Below are 17,989 nucleotides of genomic sequence, written 5' to 3' on the forward strand. Positions count from 1 at the left end.
TTCGTCAGGCGGCTCGGCCGCGCCTCAGCCTGACAATGCGCGCCATGTTGGAGACTTCCGCCACGCGCATTTGGCCCCCTACGGCCGACACCCTGACCCGTTTGTTCGAGCGTGGTCGCCTGCAGCGTGCGCGCCAGCTGCAGGGCCAGATCCTGGAGCTGCGCGCTGATGAGCAGGGCGCGAGCGCCCGGGTGAGGGGCGCGCGCGAGCAGGTTTTCGAACTCGACCTGCAAGGTGTGGCCGACGCGTCCGGCCAGCCGCGCTACAGCGCCCTGTGCAGCTGCCGCACGCAGCGCTTTTGCGAGCATGCCGCGGCCGTGTTGCTCAAGCTGCAGATCGAGGCCGACGCGCCCCAGCGCGAAGCGCTGCTGCAGCAATGGGTGCAGGCGCTGCGCCGCAAAGCCAGCCGCGAGGAGCTCAAGCGCCTGCCGCCGCTGCCCGAGGCCGATGCGGCCCGGCTGATGGACTTGCTGCTGCGTGAGGAGGAGCCGAGTCCAGCATCCGTAGCCGAGCCGCCCCCGGCGCCTATCGAACCGGACACGCGTAGCGAAGCGGCCCATTTCCAGCCCGAGCTGCGCTTGATGACTCTGGGCCGTGGTGATGGCCTGCTGGGCCTGGCTCCCGGCGGCCGGCTGGGGCCGCGTGGTGACCATGTCAGCGTCGCCCAGCTGCATTGGGTCTACCGCTTCGACGATGGCTGCCGCTGGCAGACCGAGGCGCCACGCTCGCTGCTCAACAGCCGCCCGCCGGCCCAGCAGCGGGTGGACACCCCCAGCGGCCCGCGCCGCCTGGCCCGCGATCTGCTGGCCGAGGCCGAGGCGCGCGACCAGCTCTGGGCCTGCGGCCTGATTCCGCTCGCGCCCGAGCAGCTGCAGTGGCGCCACCCCAGCGCCGCCCAGGGCCTGGAGGCTTTGTGGACGCTGAGCCAGGAAGAGTTCTTCGCCGCCTTCTGGCTGGAGCGGGTGCCGGAGCTGCAAGCCGCGGGCTGGAAGGTCGAGGTGCGCCCCGGCTTTGCCCACCGGCCCGCCCCGGCCGAGGCCTGGCAGCTCAAGCTCGAGAAGCTGGGCTTGCCGGGCCGAAAGGGCTCCTGGCTGCTCAGCCTCGGGGTCGAGGTGGACGGCGAAACCCTGGACCTGGCGCCCATGATTGCCGACCTGCTGCGTCGTGATGCGCGATGGTTCGATGCCGAGGCCATTGCTTGTATCGATGACGCGGCCCTGATCCTGCTGCATGCGCCGGGCGGCCGCCGTATCGAAGCTCCGGGCTCCATCCTCAAGCCCATCATCGGCGCCATGGTGGACCTGCTCAGCGACCCCAAGCGGGCCGAAGGGCCGATCCCGCTCAGCGACTGGGACGCCGGCCGCCTGCTGGCGCTGGACGCGCGCAGCGGCTGGCAGTTCCAGGGTGACGCCGATCTGCGCCGCCTCGCCCAGCGTCTGCAGCAGGCCGGCAGCCCGCAACCGGTGGCGCCGCCGCAGGGCCTGGCGCTGACGCTGCGACCGTACCAGCGCAGCGGCTTGGCTTGGCTGCAATACCTGCGCGAGCAAGGCCTGGCCGGCATCTTGGCCGATGACATGGGCCTGGGCAAGACGGCCCAGGCGCTGGCCCATTTGCTGCTCGAAAAAGAAGCAGGCCGCCTGGACAGGCCGGCCTTGGCTGTGCTGCCCAGCTCCCTGTTGTTCAACTGGCAGGCCGAGGCGCGCCGCGTGGCGCCGGGCCTGCGCGTGCTGCTCTTGCAAGGGCCGGAGCGGGCGCGCGACTTTGCCCGCCTGGGCGAGTTCGATCTGGTGCTGTCCACCTACCCCCTGCTCTGGCGCGATATCGCGGCCTTGGCCGCCCAGCCCTGGCATCTCTTGATCCTGGATGAGGCGCAGACGGTCAAGAACGCGGCCAGCCGGGCGGCGCAAGCGGTGCGCCGCCTGAACGCGCGCCACCGGCTCTGCCTGACCGGCACGCCGCTGGAGAACCATCTGGGCGAGCTCTGGGCGCAGTTCGATTTCCTGATGCCCGGATTCCTGGGCGATGCACGGAGCTTTGCCCGCTTGTGGCGCAAGCCCATCGAGGAAAACGGCGAAACCCTGCGCGCCCAGCTGTTGGCCCAACGCGTGCGGCCTTTCATCCTGCGCCGGCGCAAGGACCAGGTGGCGGCCGAGCTGCCGCCGCTGACCGAGGTGACGCGGCGGGTGCAGCTCTACGGCGCCCAGCGCGATCTCTACGAGAGCGTGCGCGTGGCGGCCGACACCCAGGTGCGGCGCGTGCTGGCCCGGCGCGGCTTTGCCGGTGCACAGATTTCAGTGCTGGATGCCCTGCTCAAGCTGCGCCAGGTCTGTTGCGACCCGGCCTTGGTCAAGGGCGTGGATCTGGCGCCGAACATGGGCCGGGCCAAGCTGGAGCTGCTGGAGCAGATGCTGCCCGAGCTGCTGGCCGAGGGGCGGCGGGTGCTGGTGTTCTCCCAGTTCACCGAGATGCTGAGTTTGATCGAAGCGCTGCTGCAGCAGCTGGGTCTGTCCAGCTTGACGCTCAGCGGCGACACGCCGATCGGCCAGCGCGGCGAGATCGTCCGGCGCTTCCAGGCCGAGGAGATACCGCTGCTGCTGGTCAGCCTCAAGGCGGGCGGGGTGGGTTTGAACCTGACGGCGGCCGACACGGTGATCCATGTCGACCCCTGGTGGAACCCGGCGGTGGAAGCCCAGGCCAGCGCGCGGGCGCACCGCATCGGCCAGGACAAGCCGGTATTTGTCTACAAACTGGTGGTGGGCGGCAGCATCGAGGAGCGGATGCTGGAGCTGCAGGCCCGCAAACTGGCCCTGGCGCAGGGCGTGCTGGGCGAAGACGGGGCCGATGCAGCCAAGTTCAGTGCCGAGGATTTGGCACTGTTGCTGGCGCCACTGGGCTGACTGAACAGATGAAGGCAGGTTTTGCAAGGGTTTGCAAAACCTGCGTCAGTTCATCAGCGTTTACGGTCAAAACGGAGTGCGCGGGCCAGGCTGCGGCGATCGCAGGCGAAGTTGCCGGATTCAAAAGCCTCGTGCTTGCGGCCCTTGTTGTCCAGCGATGCCCAGTCGGGGCAAGGCATGCGGCGCGGTTGTTGTTCGGGATGCTGCTGAGTTTTCATGGCGATTCAGAGGCCTTGCGGCTGCTGCTACGACGGTAGCGACGGCTTGCAGGAGATCTGCCTTGGCTGTCGCTTGCAGGCACAACGCCGTCGGAAAACCCTCGGTTGACAGCCGCAGGCAGATATTTTTGCGGTGCGTCTCGTCGCCAGTTAGCAACGTCTCGCGCCTGGCTTCAGGGCGGCGGCGGCTTTGTCGCTAAGCTTCGATCCCATGTCGCCCGCCTCCTCCATTTCGCCCCTTGCTCCATCGCCCGAGTCTTTGCTGGTGGCGTGCCTGTGTGCGGCCTGGTGCCGCACCTGCGACGGCTATCACGAGGTGGTGGCCAGCTTGCGCGAACAGTTTCCGCAGCACCGTTTCATCTGGGTGGACATCGAGGACGACGAGGAACTGGTCGGTGACCTGGATGTGGAAACCTTCCCGACCCTGCTGATCGGCCAGGGCGCTCAGCTGCGCTTTGTCGGCCCGGTCACGCCCCATCTCAGCACGGCCCAGCGCCTGCTCGCCACCGCGACTGAGCTGCCGACTGCGGCGGCCCAGCCCGCCGCCCAGGCCTTGCTGATGCGCTTGCAAAGCAGCTGCTGAAGCCTGCGGCAGCCTGGGTTGCGCCAAAAGCGCACAATCGCCGCTTTTGATCAGCCGCCCACAAGGCGCACTTCGCATCATGACTGTTCATCTGAAAGCCAAGGCGCCCAGCGGCGCTGTTGCCATTACCGTGGTCGATCGCGCCGCCTTCCAGGCCCTGGTGACCGAGCTGCCGGCGCCGACGCGCCACTGGCTGGCCACCCTGGGCTTCAAGGGCGCCGCTGACAGCTACGCCCTGGTGCCGGGCGCCGATGGCACGCTGGGTCAGGTGTTCGCCGGTGTCGAGCATGCCGCCCATCCCTTTGCGCTGTCGGCTCTGCCACAAGCCCTGCCCGAGGGCGACTATGTGCTGTCCGAGCAGGGCCTGCAGCTGCTGCCCGAACAGGCCGCCCTGTCCTGGGAGCTGGGGGCCTACCAGTTTGACCTCTACAAGCCGCGCCGCCGCGCCCCGGCTGCGCTCTATCTGGCCGGCGACGCCAGCGCCCAGCGCGGTATCGCCCTGGCCACCGCCATCGCGGCCACCCGTGATCTGGTCAACACCCCGGCCGAGCACATGGGCCCGGAGGAGCTGGCGCAAGCGGCCCAGCTGATCGCCAAGCAGCATGGCGCCAAGTTCAAGCAGATCGTCGGTGACGCGCTGCTGAAGCAGAACTTCCCGGCCATCCACGCCGTGGGCCGGGCCAGCACGCGCGCGCCGCGCCTGATCGAGTTGAACTGGGGCAACCCCAAGGCGCCGTTGCTGAGCATCGTCGGCAAGGGTGTGTGCTTCGATACCGGCGGCCTGGATATCAAGGGCGCCGACGGCATGCGCCAGATGAAGAAGGACATGGGCGGTGCTGCCAATGCCCTGGGCCTGGCCGCCCTGGTCATGGCCTTCAAGCTGCCGGTGCGCCTGCAGCTGCTGATTCCGGCGGTCGAGAACTCGATCGCAGGCAATGCCTACCGCCCCGGCGATGTGATCAAGACCCGCCAGGGCCTGCACATCGAGATCGGCAACACCGATGCCGAAGGCCGCGTGGTGCTCAGCGACGCGCTGGCCTACGCCTCCGAGCACAAGCCCGACCTGATCATCGACCTGGCCACCCTGACCGGCGCCGCTCGCGTGGCTCTGGGCGCCCAACTGCCTGCCCTGTTCAGCAAGCATTTCGACACCGCACGCGACCTGGTCGACCTGGGCCTGAAGCTGGAAGACCCGATGTGGCATATGCCGCTGTGGGCGCCCTACAAAGAGGGCATCGCAAGCAGCATCGGCGACATCGTCAACACCGGCCGCAATGCTCTGGGCGGCGCCATCAACGCGGCGCTCTTCCTCGAGTACTTTGTGCCCGAGCACCAGGACTGGCTGCACATCGATCTGTTCGCCTGGAACGATGTGGCCCGCGCCGGCCGACCGGTCGGCGGCGAGGCGCAGACCATCCGCACCTTGCTGGCCTATCTGGAGCAGCGTTTCAGCGCCAAGAACTGAAGCCGCGGCTTCAGGCCCCGGCCAGGATCCAGGCCGCGGCCTTCTCGGCCAGCATCAGCGTCGGTGAGGCGGTGTTGCCGTGGGTGATGCTGGGCATGACGCTGGCATCGACCACGCGCAGCCCGGCCACGCCACGCACGCGCAGATGGCTGTCGACCACCGCCATCGCGTCCTCGGCGCGGCCCATCTTGCAGGTGCCCACCGGGTGGAAGATGGTGGTGCCGATCTCGCCCGCGGCGCGCGCCAGCTCGTCGTCACTCTGCAGCTGCGGGCCGGGCTTGATCTCTTTGGGCCGGTAGGCGGCCAGCGCTGGCTGGGCCACGATCTGCCGCGTCAGGCGCAAGGCGGCGGCGGCCACTTGGCGGTCGTGTTCGGTGGACAGGTAGTTGGGCTGGATGCGCGGTGCCTCACTCGCATCGGGCGAGCGAATCTCCACCGTGCCGCGGCTCGTCGGGTTCAGCTGGCAGACGCTGGCGGTGAAGGCATTGAAGGCATGCAAGGGCTGGCCGAAGGCGTCCAGCGACAGCGGCTGCACGTGGTATTCCAGGTCCGGTCCGTCCGGGTCCAGGCCGCTGCGCGCAAATGCCCCCAGCTGCGAGGGCGCCATGCTCATCGGCCCGCTGCGCTTGAGCGCGTATTCCAGGCCGATCTTGGCCTTGCCCCACCAGCTTTGCGTCAAGGTGTTGAGGGTGCGCGTGCCCTCGACCTTGTAAATGCTGCGGATCTGCAAATGGTCTTGCAGATTGGCGCCGACCCCAGGCAGGTCGTGCTGCACAACAATGCCATGGGCTTGCAGCAGGGCCGCCGGCCCCAGGCCGGAGAGCTGCAGCAGTTGCGGTGAGCCAATGGCGCCGGCCGCCAAGATCAGCTCGCCGCCCGGGTTCAGCGTCACGCTTTCCAGGCCGCGCGGCGTGCGCACTTCGGCGCCGCTGCAGCGCAGGGCACCGTCGTCGCGATTCAGGCTCAGGCGTTGCACGCTGGCCAGGGTCCAAAGCTCGAAGTTCGGCCTGGCGTAGCAGGTCGGCCGCAAGAACGCCTTGGCCGTGTTCCAGCGCAGGCCGCTGCGCTGGTTGACTTCGAAATAGCCGACGCCCTCGTTGCTGCCCGCGTTGAAGTCCTCGCTGGCAGGGATGCCCGTCTGTACCGCGGCCGCCGCAAAGGCATCGAGGATGTCCCAGCGCAAGCGCTGGCGTTCGACCCGCCACTCGCCGCCGTGGCCGTGCGCAGCCTTGAAAGCGAGGCTGGCGCTGGTGGCCTTGCCGTCCAGGCGCCAGTGGTCTTCGTGCTTGATGAAATCGGGCAGGCAAGCCTGCCAGCGCCAGGCCGGGTCGCCGGTGGCGGTCGCCCAGGCCTCGTAGTCGCGTGCCTGACCGCGCATGTAAATCATGCCGTTGATGCTGGAGCTGCCGCCCAGCACCTTGCCGCGCGGGTAGCGCAGGGCTCGGCCCTTGAGGCCGGCCTCGGCCTCGGTCTGATAGAGCCAGTCGGTGCGTGGGTTGCCGATGCAGTGCAGATAGCCGACCGGGATGTGGATCCAGTGGTAGTCGTCCTTGCCGCCGGCTTCCAGCAGCAGCACGCGCTTGCTCGGATCGGCCGAGAGCCGCTTGGCCAGCAGGCAGCCGGCCGTGCCGGCGCCGACGATGATGTAGTCGAACATGGTGAGCGCGCTGCGGAGTTCAGTGCGCCAAATGCGAGGCCAGCACCGGGAAGAGCTTGATCAGGCCGTCGGCCAGCAGCTCCACCGCCAGCGCGGCCAGGATCAGACCCATGAGTCGGGTCATGATGTTGATGCCGGTCTGGCCCAGCACGCGGGCGATGCGGCCGGCGGTGGAGAACACGGCAAAGGTCACCAGGCCCACCACCACGCCGTAGCCGACCAGCACGGCCAGCTCCCACCAGTGGCGGGTCTTTTCGGCATAGATCACCATGGTGGAGATGGTGGCCGGGCCGGTCAACAGCGGGATGGTCAGTGGCACGACAGCGATGCTGGCGCCCGCGCTGAGCTTGCTGGAGCCTTCGCTGAGGTCTTCCTTGCGCGACTCGGCCGGCTGCGCGTTCAGCATCTGGAGGGAGCTGATCAAGAGCAGGGTGCCGCCGCCGACCTGGAAGGAGGCCAGCGAGATGCCGAAGAACTCGATCACCTTGAGACCGAGCAGCGCGCTGATGCTGATGACCAAAAAGGCACTGAAGCTGCTGACGCGGATGGTGTGCTGGCGCTGCTCGCGGTTGAAGCCGCTGGTGAAATGGATGAAGAAGGGGATGACGCCGATCGGGTTGACGATGGCGAGCAAGGCAACAAGAGGCTTGTAGATGTCCATGGCGGCGATTGTGGGCCGGCTTGCGCCAGCCAATGGTGCGTTGAGCTCCCGAATTACCCGGCCTTTGCCGGCCTGCAGGCCTGGATAGCGGGCGCGCGCTCGGCGGCCAGGCGGCACAGCAGGTCCAGACCCTGGCTGGCGCGTGGGCCGTACCAGCTCAGCAGTTCGCCATCGACCAGCTGCACCCGCGCCTGTGGGCACAGGGCTTGCGCGAGCGGCAGGTGGCTGCTGTCAAAGCTGTAGGGCTCCGAGCTCAGCAGCACCCGGTCGATCTGCTGCAGCCAGGGCTCATCGCCGCGCAGCTGTGGGTAGCGGGCGGCGCCGGTGTCGCCGCCCAGTTGCTCGGGCCAGGTCTGCCAGCCGACTTCGGCCAGCATGCGGGCGATGTAGGTGTCGCGCGCCACCGTCATCCAGGGGCCGCGCCAGATCAGGTAGAGCACGCGTTCGCCGGGCCAGGTCTGTTGGCGGCAGCGCTCAAGGCTGGCCTGCAAGCCGCTGCGCAGGGGCTCGGCCCTTGCTTGCACGCCGGGCAGATGGCCGAAGTGCTGCAGCATCTGGTCCAGCAGGACCAGGTTGTCCTCGGGCCCTTGCGGGTGGGCCACGATCAGTTCGGGCACAAAGGTTTGCAGGGCCTCGGCGGTCTCGCGTCGGTTTTCGTCGGGGTTGACGATCACATGGCTGGGCGCCAGGCGGCGCAATTTGTCCAGACTGACGTCCTTGGTGCCGCCGACCTTGGGAATACTGGCCACCTCGGAAGCGGGATGAATGCAGAAGCCGGTGCGGGCCACCACCCAGGGGCCCAGACCCAGGGCCAGCAGCAGCTCGGTGATGCTGGGGACCAGACTGGCGATGCGAGGCTCGGCGCTGGGCATCACAAGGCCGCGTCGTCGCCCGGTGTGTCCTGCAGGGCCAGATAGACGGCGCAGCAGCCGCGCAGGTAGACCAGGGTCGGCAGCACCAGGGCGACCGCGAAGACCACGCCGCCGCCGGTTTGCGCCGCGATCGCCAGCGGCGTGGTGGCCACCGGCGCTCCGCTGGCGCCCAGGGATCGCAAGCCGTAGCCGAACAGGCCGGCAATCAGCTGCTGGGCCGGCACATCGATGCCGATCAGCCAGACCATCAAGAGCGCCAGCGCCCGCCCGCCGCTGACCACCACGAAGCTGACGGCTGCGCTGACCAGGGCGGTCATCAGGAACACTGCCATCATCAAGGCACCGGCTTCCAAGGGGCCGTGGCGCAGCTGACGGGCCAGCATGCGCGCGGTCTGCAGGGGCGTCTTGCCGGACCAGATGGAGGGGCCGGTCAAGGGGCCGATCAGGACCAGTCCGCTGAAGGCCATCACGCCCAGTGCCGTCACGCTCAGCGGCACCAGCAACGCAAACAAGGCCGGGCCGACGGCCGGCAGGCGCGCGCTGTAGAGCAAAGCGATCAGGGCGGCCGCGGCGAGGCCCAGGGTGCTCAGCACCAGCAGCAGGGTCAGCAGCACCCGAGGCGCGCTGCGCAAGGCGTCGTGAAAGGCATCGGCCACCTCGCGCACTTTGCGGCCGCGTGCCTGGTCCATGAGCAGCAAGCCGGTGGTGTTGACGCCGACAAATGCCGTCAACAATCCACCCACCGCCCAAATCACGCCGATCACCGTGTTCGCCTTGGCCAGCGCCGACTCGGCCGAGGCCAGCATCAGGCCTGCCAAGCAGAAGGCCGAGAGCAGGGCGTAGAGGGCGCGGCCGTTGCGCGGCGCGTCGATGCTGGCCAGCACACGGTTGAGTGCGTGCAAGGAAAGTGTTTGGGACATGGCGGTCATCATAGCCAGCGCACTCCGCGCGGCCCCGGGTCAGATTCAGCGGCAGGAATCCGCAAATCGCACGGTAAAACCCGAGGGTTTTTTCTATCGGCCGAAAAACAACACTTCCCCCCGCTCAAGTGCTTGCGGCTGGACCCATCGCCCATAATCGTTTACCTGTGTATGGACGCCGCACCTTCGCTTGAATGGTTCACGATGGGTTGAAAGTCCACATGGTTTCTTGGTATTGAAAGGGCTTCCCCATGGGAAACAAGCTTTACGTCGGCAATCTTGCCTATAGCGTGCGTGATGAGTCTTTGCACGAAGCGTTCTCGCAATTTGGTTCGGTGACCTCCGCAAAGGTCATGATGGATCGTGACACAGGTCGTTCCAAGGGCTTCGGCTTTGTGGAAATGGGTTCGGATGCCGAAGCGCAAACGGCCATCAACGGCATGAACGGTCAAGACCTCGATGGCCGCGCCATCGTGGTGAACGAGGCTCGTCCTCGTGAAGAGCGTCCGGGCGGCTTCGGCGGCGGTGGCCGTTCGGGTGGCGGCGGCTTCGGCGGCGGCGGTGGCCGTTCCGGTGGCGGCGGCTTCGGCGGCGGCGGCGGTTACGGCGGCGGCGGTGGTGGCGGCTACGGTGGTGGCGGCGGTGGCCGTTCCGGTGGCGGCGGCTTCGGCGGCGGCGGCGGTGGCCGTTCCGGCGGTGGCGGCGGCTACGGCGGCGGTGGCCGTTCCGGCGGTTACTGAAATCCCTGATCAGGCGGCTCTTGCGAGCGGCCTGAACTGGATGCAACAAAAAAAGCAGCTTCGGCTGCTTTTTTTGTTTCCGAGGCAAGCGCCGCGGGGCGCCTGCTTCGGTGGCCTGTGATCAGGGCTGCCAGGCCACCTGAGCCTTGGCGAAGATCTCGGTGCTGCGCTTGCGGCTGGGGCTGTCGTCAAAGCGGGTCATGCCGAGGCTGAAGACGCGCGCCAGGCCGACCCGGTGCTGGTACATCAGCGAGGTGTGGCGGCCGCTGAAGGCGCTGGCCTCCAGGCCGACTTCGCCCTGACGCTGGAAATGCGTCGATTGCGCGATCAGGCGCAGCGAGTCGCGTGCGCTCCAGTGCAGGACGGCCAGGGTCTGGCGGTATTTGTCCGTGAAGCTGCGGCCGCTGTTGGCCCCGTTCACAAATCCCTCGCTCCATTGCTGCTCGACTTCCAGCCCCAAGCCGGCCGGCATGGGCACTCGCAGCTTGGCCAGCATCCAGAAATTGGCACCCCGGCCCAGGCGATCGGCCTCCACGTCGAGGCGGCGTCCCCATTCCAGTTCAGCGCTGACGAAGGCCAGGATCGGGTGAGGGTTGGATTCAAAACCCAGAGTCAGGGTGCGTGGCTCATGCAGGCGGCCGCCGGTCTTGGCGCGCAGCTGGTCCAGGCCCAGATGACCCCAGATGCCGGTGTTGCGCGCGGTGGCGATCCAGAAGCCCGGCTGCACGCGCCGCTCGATCAACTCGCCGCCTGGCACGCCGTGGAGTTCGTCCTTGACCGTGCTGGCTTGCGCCAGTTTGAAGTCCAGTTCCAGCTCATAGGTCGGGAAGCGTGACCATTCACCGAGCGGAGCCAGGCTGTCCTGGCTGAGTCGGCGGATCAGATGCAGGCTGCCACGCCGGTAGCCAGCCTGGCTGACAAAGCCGTTGTCATTGGCAAAGCGTGGCCCCACGTCTTCCACATTGAATTCGGTGTTCCATTGCTCGGTGCGGCGGCGCCAGCCCAGCCAGAGATGGTGACCCTGCTCTGCCGCGGGGTTCGCGCCCGCTGCGTCGGGGTCCAGGTGGGTCCGGGTGTTGGACAGCAGAAGATGGCCGCGCACCCGATCAACATCACTGGCCGACCAGGAAAAGTCAGAGCCGGCGACGCGGTTGTATTGGCCCTGGCCGTAGTTGCGATCCGAAGCCAGCAGGCCCAGATTGAGGCCGGACACCTGCATGCGGCCACGCGCAAAGCTGGCTTGCGAATCGCGCGGCTGGGCAAAACTGTCGGTGCCGTAGGCATGGGGGCGCAAGACCTGACCCCCTCCGGCGTCATGCAGGCTCAGGGCCGTGGCATCGGCCGAGGCGCCGCGCCAGGTGCTGCGCACGCCCCAGTCCGGGTCGGTGATGGCGCGTGAATAAAAGGCCGCCAGGCTGCGGTTCTGACCCTGGTCGTCGGCCTTGGTCTGCCCCACGACATCGGTGCTCTCCAGAAAGAAGGGGCGCTTCTCCGGCAGGCTCAAGGCAAAGCGGGTGTTGCCCGAGAGTTGCGGCGCGTCCAGTTCCACCTGTGAGAAGTCCGGGTTGAGCACGGCGTCGATCACCCAGTCGGCGCGCGGCCGCCACTTCAGCTCGGCGCCAAAGTTGGACTCGCGTTTGCTTGTGCTCGGGCGGCCGGGTTCCGAGTCTTCACGCCGGCGCAGCGTGAGCTCGGGCCGCACGCTGAGGAAGCTGCGCTCGCGCACCTGTTCGACCATATCGCCCAAGCCCTCGATCGGCTGCAACTCGGCAATGAAGCTCAGCGCTTCCTTGGTCAGGGGCGCGCTGACATTGAGGGTGTTGGCTTCCTGGCGCGGGATGTTTCGCACCACCATCAGGCGCCAAGGCAGGCCCTCGCTGTAGGGGTAGCGCAGGGCGGCCAGGGGCCAGCGCAGTTCGACGCTGTAGCCATCACTGAGGCGCTGGGCGGCAGCCTCGACCTCGAAGTCGGGCGCGAAGTCTTCGCCATCATCTTCGGCCGTGAACATGCCGTCGCCGACCACGCCGGCGGCGCTGACACGGGCAAACTGGGCCGAGCGTCGATGGCCGACCGGATCCAGCACGACTGAAACAAAGTCCTGGTCCCGGGCGACCGTGTCACGCCGCTTCAGGGGCGCCCGGATCAGCTCGGGTGCCGGGTCATAGGCCCTGATACCGAAAATCAGAGCATCGTGGGTGACCAGAATCTGCACCGTGGTGCGCCAGGCAGCCGGCTTTTTGTCTTCGGGCTGGTACTGGACAAACTGGTCAAACAGCGGCGCGCGCAACCAGGCGGCTTCGTCGAGCTTGCCATCGACCCGCAAGGCTTCGGCATCGTGGCTCAGGCGCAGGGCTTGGGGGTTGGCGGCCCAGGTCGAGCAACAGCCCGCCCACAAGGCCAGGCTCAAGAAAATTGATCTCATCGGTGGCCAGTTTTCAAGGTCACAGCGGCTTGGTGGGCCGGCATCACCGTCGATCCGTGCTCCAGCATGGGGCGCGCCAAGACCCCGGCGCAGTTTATGAGCCTCGCGCGGCCACCTGACCTGTCAGTTCTACCACCCTGTCCCGGGCGCGCAACTACCCCCTCGCCGCGGGGAGTTGACTTTCAGCTGCCTTGGCGGTGCTTTCGGGGCCGGCCGGCCAGCAGCCGGTCGAACAGGCTGTTAGGCAGCAGGCGCAACAAGCGCGCCACCCAGCCCATCTGCCAGGGAATGACGCGGAAGGCCGCGCCGGCCTCGACGGCGGCGAAGGCGCGCGCAGCGAAGGCCTCGGGCTGCATCAGAAAAGGCATGCTGTAGCGGTTCTCGCGCGTCAGCGGGGTGTCGATATAGCCTGGGGCGATGGTCACCACCTTGACGCCGAAGGGCCGGCATTCACCGCGCAGGCTTTCGCAGTAGCTGATGACCGCGGCCTTGCTGGAGCAGTAGGCGGCATGTCCGGGCAGGCCACGGATGCCGGCCACACTGGCAATGCCCACCAGCGCACCGCTGCCGCGCTGGCGCATCGCCTCAATGAAGGGCTGGAAGGTCGCCGCCAGGCCGAGGTTGTTGGTGGCGTAAACGCTTTGCATCACGGCCAGGTCCTCGTATATGGCGCTGTCGATGCCGATGCTGATGCCGGCATTGGCGATCACCACATCGGGCAGGCCTTGAGCGGCGATGCAGGCCCGACCGGCGCCGGTGATGGCTTCGATGTCACAGACATCGGCGCCGTAGATGGCGCAATTCTCCGGTCTCAGGCCTTGCGCCTGCGCCCAGTTCTGCAACTCGGTGGTGCGGCGTGCCACCAGGGCGAGGCGCCAGCCGGCGCGCGCGTACTGCAGGGCCAGGGCCTGGCCGATGCCGCTGGAGGCGCCGGTGATGTAGACGAGACGGCTCATGGCGTGGCCTTGGATTTGCTGCCGCCCTTGGCTGCCAGGCTGGCCGTGGTGCGGCCCTGGAAGCTCAGACGGCCGTTCAGGTGGTCGTACTCGAAGCTCGCGGCCTGCACCGTGGTGCCGCCGTGGCGCAGCTGCACCGGCAGGTGGCTGCGCAGTTGCTCTCGGTTGACGAAGGCCTGCAGGAACTCGCCACGAATGTCCAGCTTGGCCGCTGCCAGCGGCGTGTCGGCTTGCTGCGCCTCATAACGCTTCACTTCCACATCGCCATAGAGCTGAATCTCGCTGGCATCAGCGTTGGCCACGGCGCGGCGCGCGCTGGCCAGCACCCAGCTGCCATCGGCCGAGTAGCTGCGCAGGCGGATGTTGTCGATTTCCAGGGTGTCGGTGTCGGGGTAGTGGCGCAGCGCCGCGCCCTCGATGCGGGCGCGCAGGCGGCCGTCGCCGTCCATGCGTTGCAGCTCGAAATTGCGCATCTGGTAATCGGGCTCGTGGCGCGGCGGTGGGGCCTGGGTGGCCTCCTCGGGCACGGGCGTGTGCTTGACCAGCCACCAGGTGCCGCTGGCCAGCATGGCCATCAGCAGCAGCGGCAGGTAGTTGGAGACCAACTGTTGCAGCCGCCACAGCCAGCTCTGTGTCGGGCGGGCCCGGCCAGTCGGCGCCGGCGCCAGCGTGGCCATCAGGGATGGCCCCCGTCCAGGGTGTCGAGGTGGCCGTTCAGCAGTTGCTGGTAGCGGCCATTGGCTTGCAGCATCAGGTCGCAGCATTCGCGCGCGGCACCATGGCCGCCAGCGGCCGTGGTGATGTAGTGAGCCACGGCCTTGACCTCCGCGTGCGCCTGCGCCGGGGCACAGGCAAAGCCGGCGCGGGTCAGCAGGGGCAGGTCCGGCCAGTCGTCGCCCATGGCGGCCACTTCGCTCCACTGCAGGCCCAGTTGGTTCAGCAGGGGTTGGGCCACGGCGTACTTGTCCTTGGCGCCGTACACGGCATGCTGAAGGCCCAGGTCGGCGACGCGGCGGCGCACGGCCGGGGAATCGCGCCCTGTGATGATGATGGGCGTGATGCCGCCCTGGCTGAGCAGCTTGAGGCCATGGCCGTCCAGGGTCGAGAAGGCCTTGAAGCTCTCGCCTTGTTCACCGATGTAGATGCGCCCATCGGTCAGCACGCCGTCGACGTCAAAGATGGCGGCCTTGAGCCCGAGTGCACCGCCCTGGGCCTTGAGCAGCAGCTCGGGCGGAAAACGCAGCGCGGCTTGCAGAAGCTCCCCCATCAGATCACCTTGGCCCGCATCAGGTCGTTGATGGTGATGGCGCCCAGCAAGCCGCCGTCGGCCGCCACCACCAGCACCACGGTGATGCGCGCTTCTTCCATCAGGTCGGCCGCGTCCACGGCCAAGGCTTCGGCGCTGACGGTGCGCGGTTTCTTGGAGGCCACGGTGGCAGCTGTGAGGCTGCGCAAGTCCTGACCCTTTTCCACCAGGCGGCGCAGATCGCCGTCGGTGAAGATGCCTTGCACCCGGTCGTCTGCATCGACGACGATGGCCACGCCCAGGGCCTTGGCCGACATCTCGCGCATCATGTCGGTGAAGGGTGTGTCCGGCGCCACGCGCGGCAGGTCCGCGCCGCTGCGCATCAGGTCGCGCACATGGGTCAGCAGCTTGCGACCCAGCGCGCCGCCCGGGTGGGAGCGGGCGAAGTCTTCCGGCTTGAAACCGCGCGCATCGAGCAGGGCCACGGCCAGGGCATCGCCGAGGGCAATTTGGGCCGTGGTGCTGGCCGTAGGTGCCAGGTTCAGCGGGCAGGCCTCTTCGGCAACAAAGCTGTCGAGCACGATGGTGGCATGGCGGGCCAGGCTGGATTCGGCGCGGCCCGTCATGGCGATGATGGTGACGCCCAGGCGCTTGAGCACCGGCAGCACGGCATTGAGCTCGTCGCTCTCGCCCGAGTTGGACAGGGCCAGCACCACGTCCTTGGCGGTGACCATGCCGAGGTCGCCATGGCTGGCCTCGGCCGGATGCACGAACAGGGCCGGCGTGCCGGTGGAGGCCAGGGTGGCGGCGATCTTGCGGCCGACATGGCCGCTCTTGCCCATGCCCATGACGGCCACCCGGCCGCTGCCCGCCAGCATGGCCTGCACCGCCTGGGCAAAGCTTTCGCCCAGGCGCGGCGCCATTTCGGTCAAGGCGCGGGCCTCGATGTGCAGGGCTTGCTGCCCCAGGCGCACCGCGCGGGCGCTGTCAAACTGCTGTGGATCGCTCATCCGCGGCAGTTTAATGCCCGTTGCTTGGTCGGTCAGCCTGGCGGCTGGCGGCCGCCAGGCCTTCGGTCCGGCTTCAGCCCAGCGCTGGTAGGCGGCCGGTCCCATCTCAGCCTGACGGCTTGCAAGCCGCCAGGCCTTCGATGGGCGTCAGGCAGCCCGCAGGGGCTGCCTTCGGTCCCATCTCAGGGATACAGACCGCGCTCTTCGCGGGCTTCCAGGACCCGGGTGCAGGCCACCACGAAAGCGGCGGTGCGCAGCGAGACGCGGTGCTGCTCGGAGACATCCCAGATGTGCTTGAAGGCGCCGGTGATGATCTTGTCCAGGCGGACATTGATTTCGTCCTCGGTCCAGAAGAAGCTGGAGAAGTCCTGCACCCACTCGAAGTAGGACACGGTCACACCGCCCGAGTTGGCGATCACGTCCGGCACCACGACGATGCCGCGGTCGGCCAGCACGGCGTCGCCGTCCGGGGTGGTCGGGCCGTTGGCGCCTTCCAGCACCAAGCGGGTCTGCAGGCCTTCGGCGCGCTCCTTGTTGATCTGGCCTTCCAGCGCGGCCGGGATCAGCACATCGCTCTTGACCTTCCAGAAGTCCTCGTTGGCTATTGCGTCGCCGCCCGAGAAGCCGGCCACGCCGCCGGTCTGGGCCACATGGTCGAGCAGGTTCTGCATGTCGAAGCCACGCTCGTTCAGGATGGTGCCGGTGTGGTCTTGCACGGCGACGATGCGGGCACCGCTGGCGGCGAACAGCTTGGCGGCGATGGAGCCGACATTGCCGAAGCCTTGCACTGCAACGCGGGCGCCTTCCATATCGATATTGAGGCGGCGCATGGCTTCGCGGCCGATCACGAAGACACCGCGGCCCGTGGCCTGCACACGGCCCAGCGAACCGCCCAGGGCGATGGGCTTGCCGGTGACCACGCCGGTGGCGGTGGCGCCGACATTCATCGAGTAGGTGTCCATCATCCAGGCCATGATCTGGCCGTTGGTGTTCACGTCCGGCGCCGGGATGTCCTGCTGCGGGCCGATGATGATGCCGATCTCGCTGGTGTAACGGCGCGTAACTCGCTCCAGCTCTTTCTTGGACAGAACCTTGGGGTCGAGGCGGATGCCGCCCTTGGCGCCGCCGTAGGGCAGGTTGACGGCCGCGTTCTTGATCGTCATCCAGGCCGAGAGGGCCATAACTTCTTCCAGCGTCACATCGGGGTGGTAGCGCACACCGCCCTTGCCCGGACCGCGGGTCAGGCTGTGCTGGACGCGGTAGCCCTCGTAATGGGCGATGGTGCCGTTGTCGAGCTCGATCGGCACGTCCACGATCAAGGCGCGCTTGGGCCGGCGCAGCGTCTCCACCCAGCGGGCCAGATGGCCCAGATAGGGCTCCACGGCGTCGATCTGCGAGAGGTAGGTGCCCCAGGGGCTGTTGCGCGTCGGCGCCACGAAAGACAGGTTGGACATTCGGTAATGCTCCGTAACTTTTTGGACGGGGCGAACGGTAACGCGAAGTCGGTACGGCGCCGGCCTGGTCTCAAAGCCGAGTGCACATGCAACTATGCGGCTTGTGCATAAGTATGGCGCTGCGCATGTTTTCGCCAAAATGAAGGCAATCTGCGCGATAAATCGGCGAGACGCCGCGAGGCTCTGCCTCGCATCCGGGCCGACCTTTATCCTTCACATTGAGCCGTTACAGTGCGTGGCGTTGTCGCGCTTCCAGGCTGGTCCCAATGGCGCATGGGGGGTCAAGTCCCAATGGCTGGGCCGGTCCGCGGCTGTCACAGTTCAAGCCTCAGCGCCGCGGTGCGCTGAGTGAGTGGGTACCAACCGGTCCGCCGGGCGGGGCCGCAGGGTCAAGGTTTTTGAGGGTTTTTGACAAGATGTTGTGCATCCAATCCAAGCGCCAAGCCAGCCGTTCCGGCCGTGGCTTCACTCTGCTGGAGCTGCTGGTGGTGATGGTCATCATCGGTTTGCTGGCCGGCTATGTGGGCCCCAAATTCTTTGGCCAGATCGGCAAATCCGAGGTCAAGGCGGCGCGCGCCCAGATTGACGGCCTGCAAAAAGCCCTGGATCAATACCGGCTCGATGTCGGCCGCTACCCGAGCACCGAGCAAGGCCTGGCTGTGCTGGTGACCAAGCCTGCCGACGAACCGCGCTGGGCCGGCCCCTATCTGAGCAAAGCCCTGCCCCAGGACCCCTGGCGCAGCGATTACCAATACCGCTCGCCCGGTGAGCATGGCGAGTACGACTTGTTTTCCTTCGGCCGAGACGGCCGCCCGGGCGGCGAAGGCGAAGACGCCGACCTCACCAGCTGGTGAACGCCAGCGGCGCCGCGGCCTGTGCCCGTCGCCC

General features: G+C 67.6%; 16 protein-coding genes. 5 read left to right on the forward strand and 11 right to left on the reverse strand.

From position 1 onward, the window contains the following. The first annotated feature begins 44 nt into the window (after positions 1-44). Positions 45-2,897, forward strand: coding sequence for a DEAD/DEAH box helicase (locus ACQY39_RS04750; protein WP_428503883.1), 2,853 nt, complete (start codon positions 45-47; stop codon positions 2,895-2,897). Between the two features lie 53 nt (positions 2,898-2,950). Here the strand turns inward: ACQY39_RS04750 and ACQY39_RS04755 are convergent, their stop codons facing one another. After that, on the reverse strand, positions 2,951-3,115 hold the full coding sequence (locus ACQY39_RS04755; RefSeq protein WP_165794623.1) for a hypothetical protein: 165 nt from the start codon (positions 3,113-3,115) through the stop codon (positions 2,951-2,953). A 211-nt stretch (positions 3,116-3,326) separates the two neighbouring features. Between ACQY39_RS04755 and ACQY39_RS04760 the strand changes: the two genes are divergently transcribed. Next, positions 3,327-3,698, forward strand: coding sequence for a thioredoxin family protein (locus ACQY39_RS04760; protein ID WP_428503885.1), 372 nt, complete (start codon positions 3,327-3,329; stop codon positions 3,696-3,698). Positions 3,699-3,777: 79 nt separating this feature from the next. Next, positions 3,778-5,163 (forward strand): leucyl aminopeptidase family protein, encoded by a 1,386-nt coding sequence (locus tag ACQY39_RS04765; RefSeq protein WP_428503887.1) that lies wholly within the window; start codon positions 3,778-3,780, stop codon positions 5,161-5,163. Between the two features lie 10 nt (positions 5,164-5,173). Here the strand turns inward: ACQY39_RS04765 and ACQY39_RS04770 are convergent, their stop codons facing one another. Genes ACQY39_RS04770 through ACQY39_RS04785 form a run of 4 tightly spaced genes read right to left on the reverse strand, consistent with a single transcriptional unit; the run spans position 5,174 to position 9,273 of the window. Continuing rightward, positions 5,174-6,820 carry a GMC family oxidoreductase gene (locus ACQY39_RS04770; RefSeq protein WP_428503889.1) on the reverse strand — a complete coding sequence of 549 codons (1,647 nt, stop codon included), beginning with the start codon at positions 6,818-6,820 and terminating at the stop codon, positions 5,174-5,176. Between the two features lie 19 nt (positions 6,821-6,839). Continuing rightward, the gene (locus tag ACQY39_RS04775) at positions 6,840-7,481 is read right to left on the reverse strand and encodes a MarC family protein (protein ID WP_428503891.1); all 642 of its coding nucleotides are present in this window, start codon (positions 7,479-7,481) and stop codon (positions 6,840-6,842) included. Positions 7,482-7,534: 53 nt separating this feature from the next. Further along, positions 7,535-8,353: a helical backbone metal receptor gene (locus ACQY39_RS04780; protein ID WP_428503893.1), complete on the reverse strand. Its 819-nt coding sequence runs from the start codon at positions 8,351-8,353 to the stop codon at positions 7,535-7,537. Beyond that, positions 8,353-9,273, reverse strand: a complete 921-nt coding sequence (locus tag ACQY39_RS04785; RefSeq protein ID WP_428503895.1) for a hypothetical protein — start codon at positions 9,271-9,273, stop codon at positions 8,353-8,355. Before ACQY39_RS04785 ends, ACQY39_RS04780 begins: the two co-directional genes overlap by 1 nt. A 251-nt stretch (positions 9,274-9,524) precedes the next feature. On the opposite strand from ACQY39_RS04785, the gene ACQY39_RS04790 reads away from it, so the two are divergent. After that, positions 9,525-10,013, forward strand: coding sequence for an RNA recognition motif domain-containing protein (locus ACQY39_RS04790; protein WP_428503897.1), 489 nt, complete (start codon positions 9,525-9,527; stop codon positions 10,011-10,013). A 121-nt stretch (positions 10,014-10,134) separates the two neighbouring features. Here ACQY39_RS04790 and ACQY39_RS04795 read toward each other — a convergent pair whose 3' ends face one another. From ACQY39_RS04795 to ACQY39_RS04820, 6 genes are all read right to left on the reverse strand, one after another. Next, positions 10,135-12,435, reverse strand: a complete 2,301-nt coding sequence (locus ACQY39_RS04795; RefSeq protein WP_428503899.1) for a DUF5916 domain-containing protein — start codon at positions 12,433-12,435, stop codon at positions 10,135-10,137. 182 nt (positions 12,436-12,617) lie between these two features. Next, complete coding sequence (locus tag ACQY39_RS04800) at positions 12,618-13,391, reverse strand: SDR family oxidoreductase (RefSeq protein WP_428503901.1); 774 nt, start codon at positions 13,389-13,391, stop codon at positions 12,618-12,620. Then, positions 13,388-14,068, reverse strand: coding sequence for an LPS export ABC transporter periplasmic protein LptC (gene lptC / locus ACQY39_RS04805; protein ID WP_428503903.1), 681 nt, complete (start codon positions 14,066-14,068; stop codon positions 13,388-13,390). Before lptC ends, ACQY39_RS04800 begins: the two co-directional genes overlap by 4 nt. After that, on the reverse strand, positions 14,068-14,658 hold the full coding sequence (locus ACQY39_RS04810) for a KdsC family phosphatase (RefSeq protein WP_263516247.1): 591 nt from the start codon (positions 14,656-14,658) through the stop codon (positions 14,068-14,070). The genes lptC and ACQY39_RS04810 overlap by 1 nt, the downstream gene beginning before the upstream one ends. Next, on the reverse strand, positions 14,658-15,647 hold the full coding sequence (locus tag ACQY39_RS04815) for a KpsF/GutQ family sugar-phosphate isomerase (RefSeq protein WP_428503905.1): 990 nt from the start codon (positions 15,645-15,647) through the stop codon (positions 14,658-14,660). Before ACQY39_RS04815 ends, ACQY39_RS04810 begins: the two co-directional genes overlap by 1 nt. A gap of 182 nt (positions 15,648-15,829) precedes the next feature. Then, positions 15,830-17,101 carry a Glu/Leu/Phe/Val family dehydrogenase gene (locus ACQY39_RS04820; protein WP_428503907.1) on the reverse strand — a complete coding sequence of 424 codons (1,272 nt, stop codon included), beginning with the start codon at positions 17,099-17,101 and terminating at the stop codon, positions 15,830-15,832. Between the two features lie 416 nt (positions 17,102-17,517). Here ACQY39_RS04820 and gspG point away from each other — a divergent pair, with 416 nt between their 5' ends. Continuing rightward, on the forward strand, positions 17,518-17,955 hold the full coding sequence (gene gspG, locus ACQY39_RS04825; RefSeq protein ID WP_428503909.1) for a type II secretion system major pseudopilin GspG: 438 nt from the start codon (positions 17,518-17,520) through the stop codon (positions 17,953-17,955). Positions 17,956-17,989 lie beyond the last annotated feature (34 nt).

This window comes from Roseateles sp., assembly GCF_965262435.1.
Classification (GTDB): domain Bacteria; phylum Pseudomonadota; class Gammaproteobacteria; order Burkholderiales; family Burkholderiaceae_C; genus Paucibacter_A.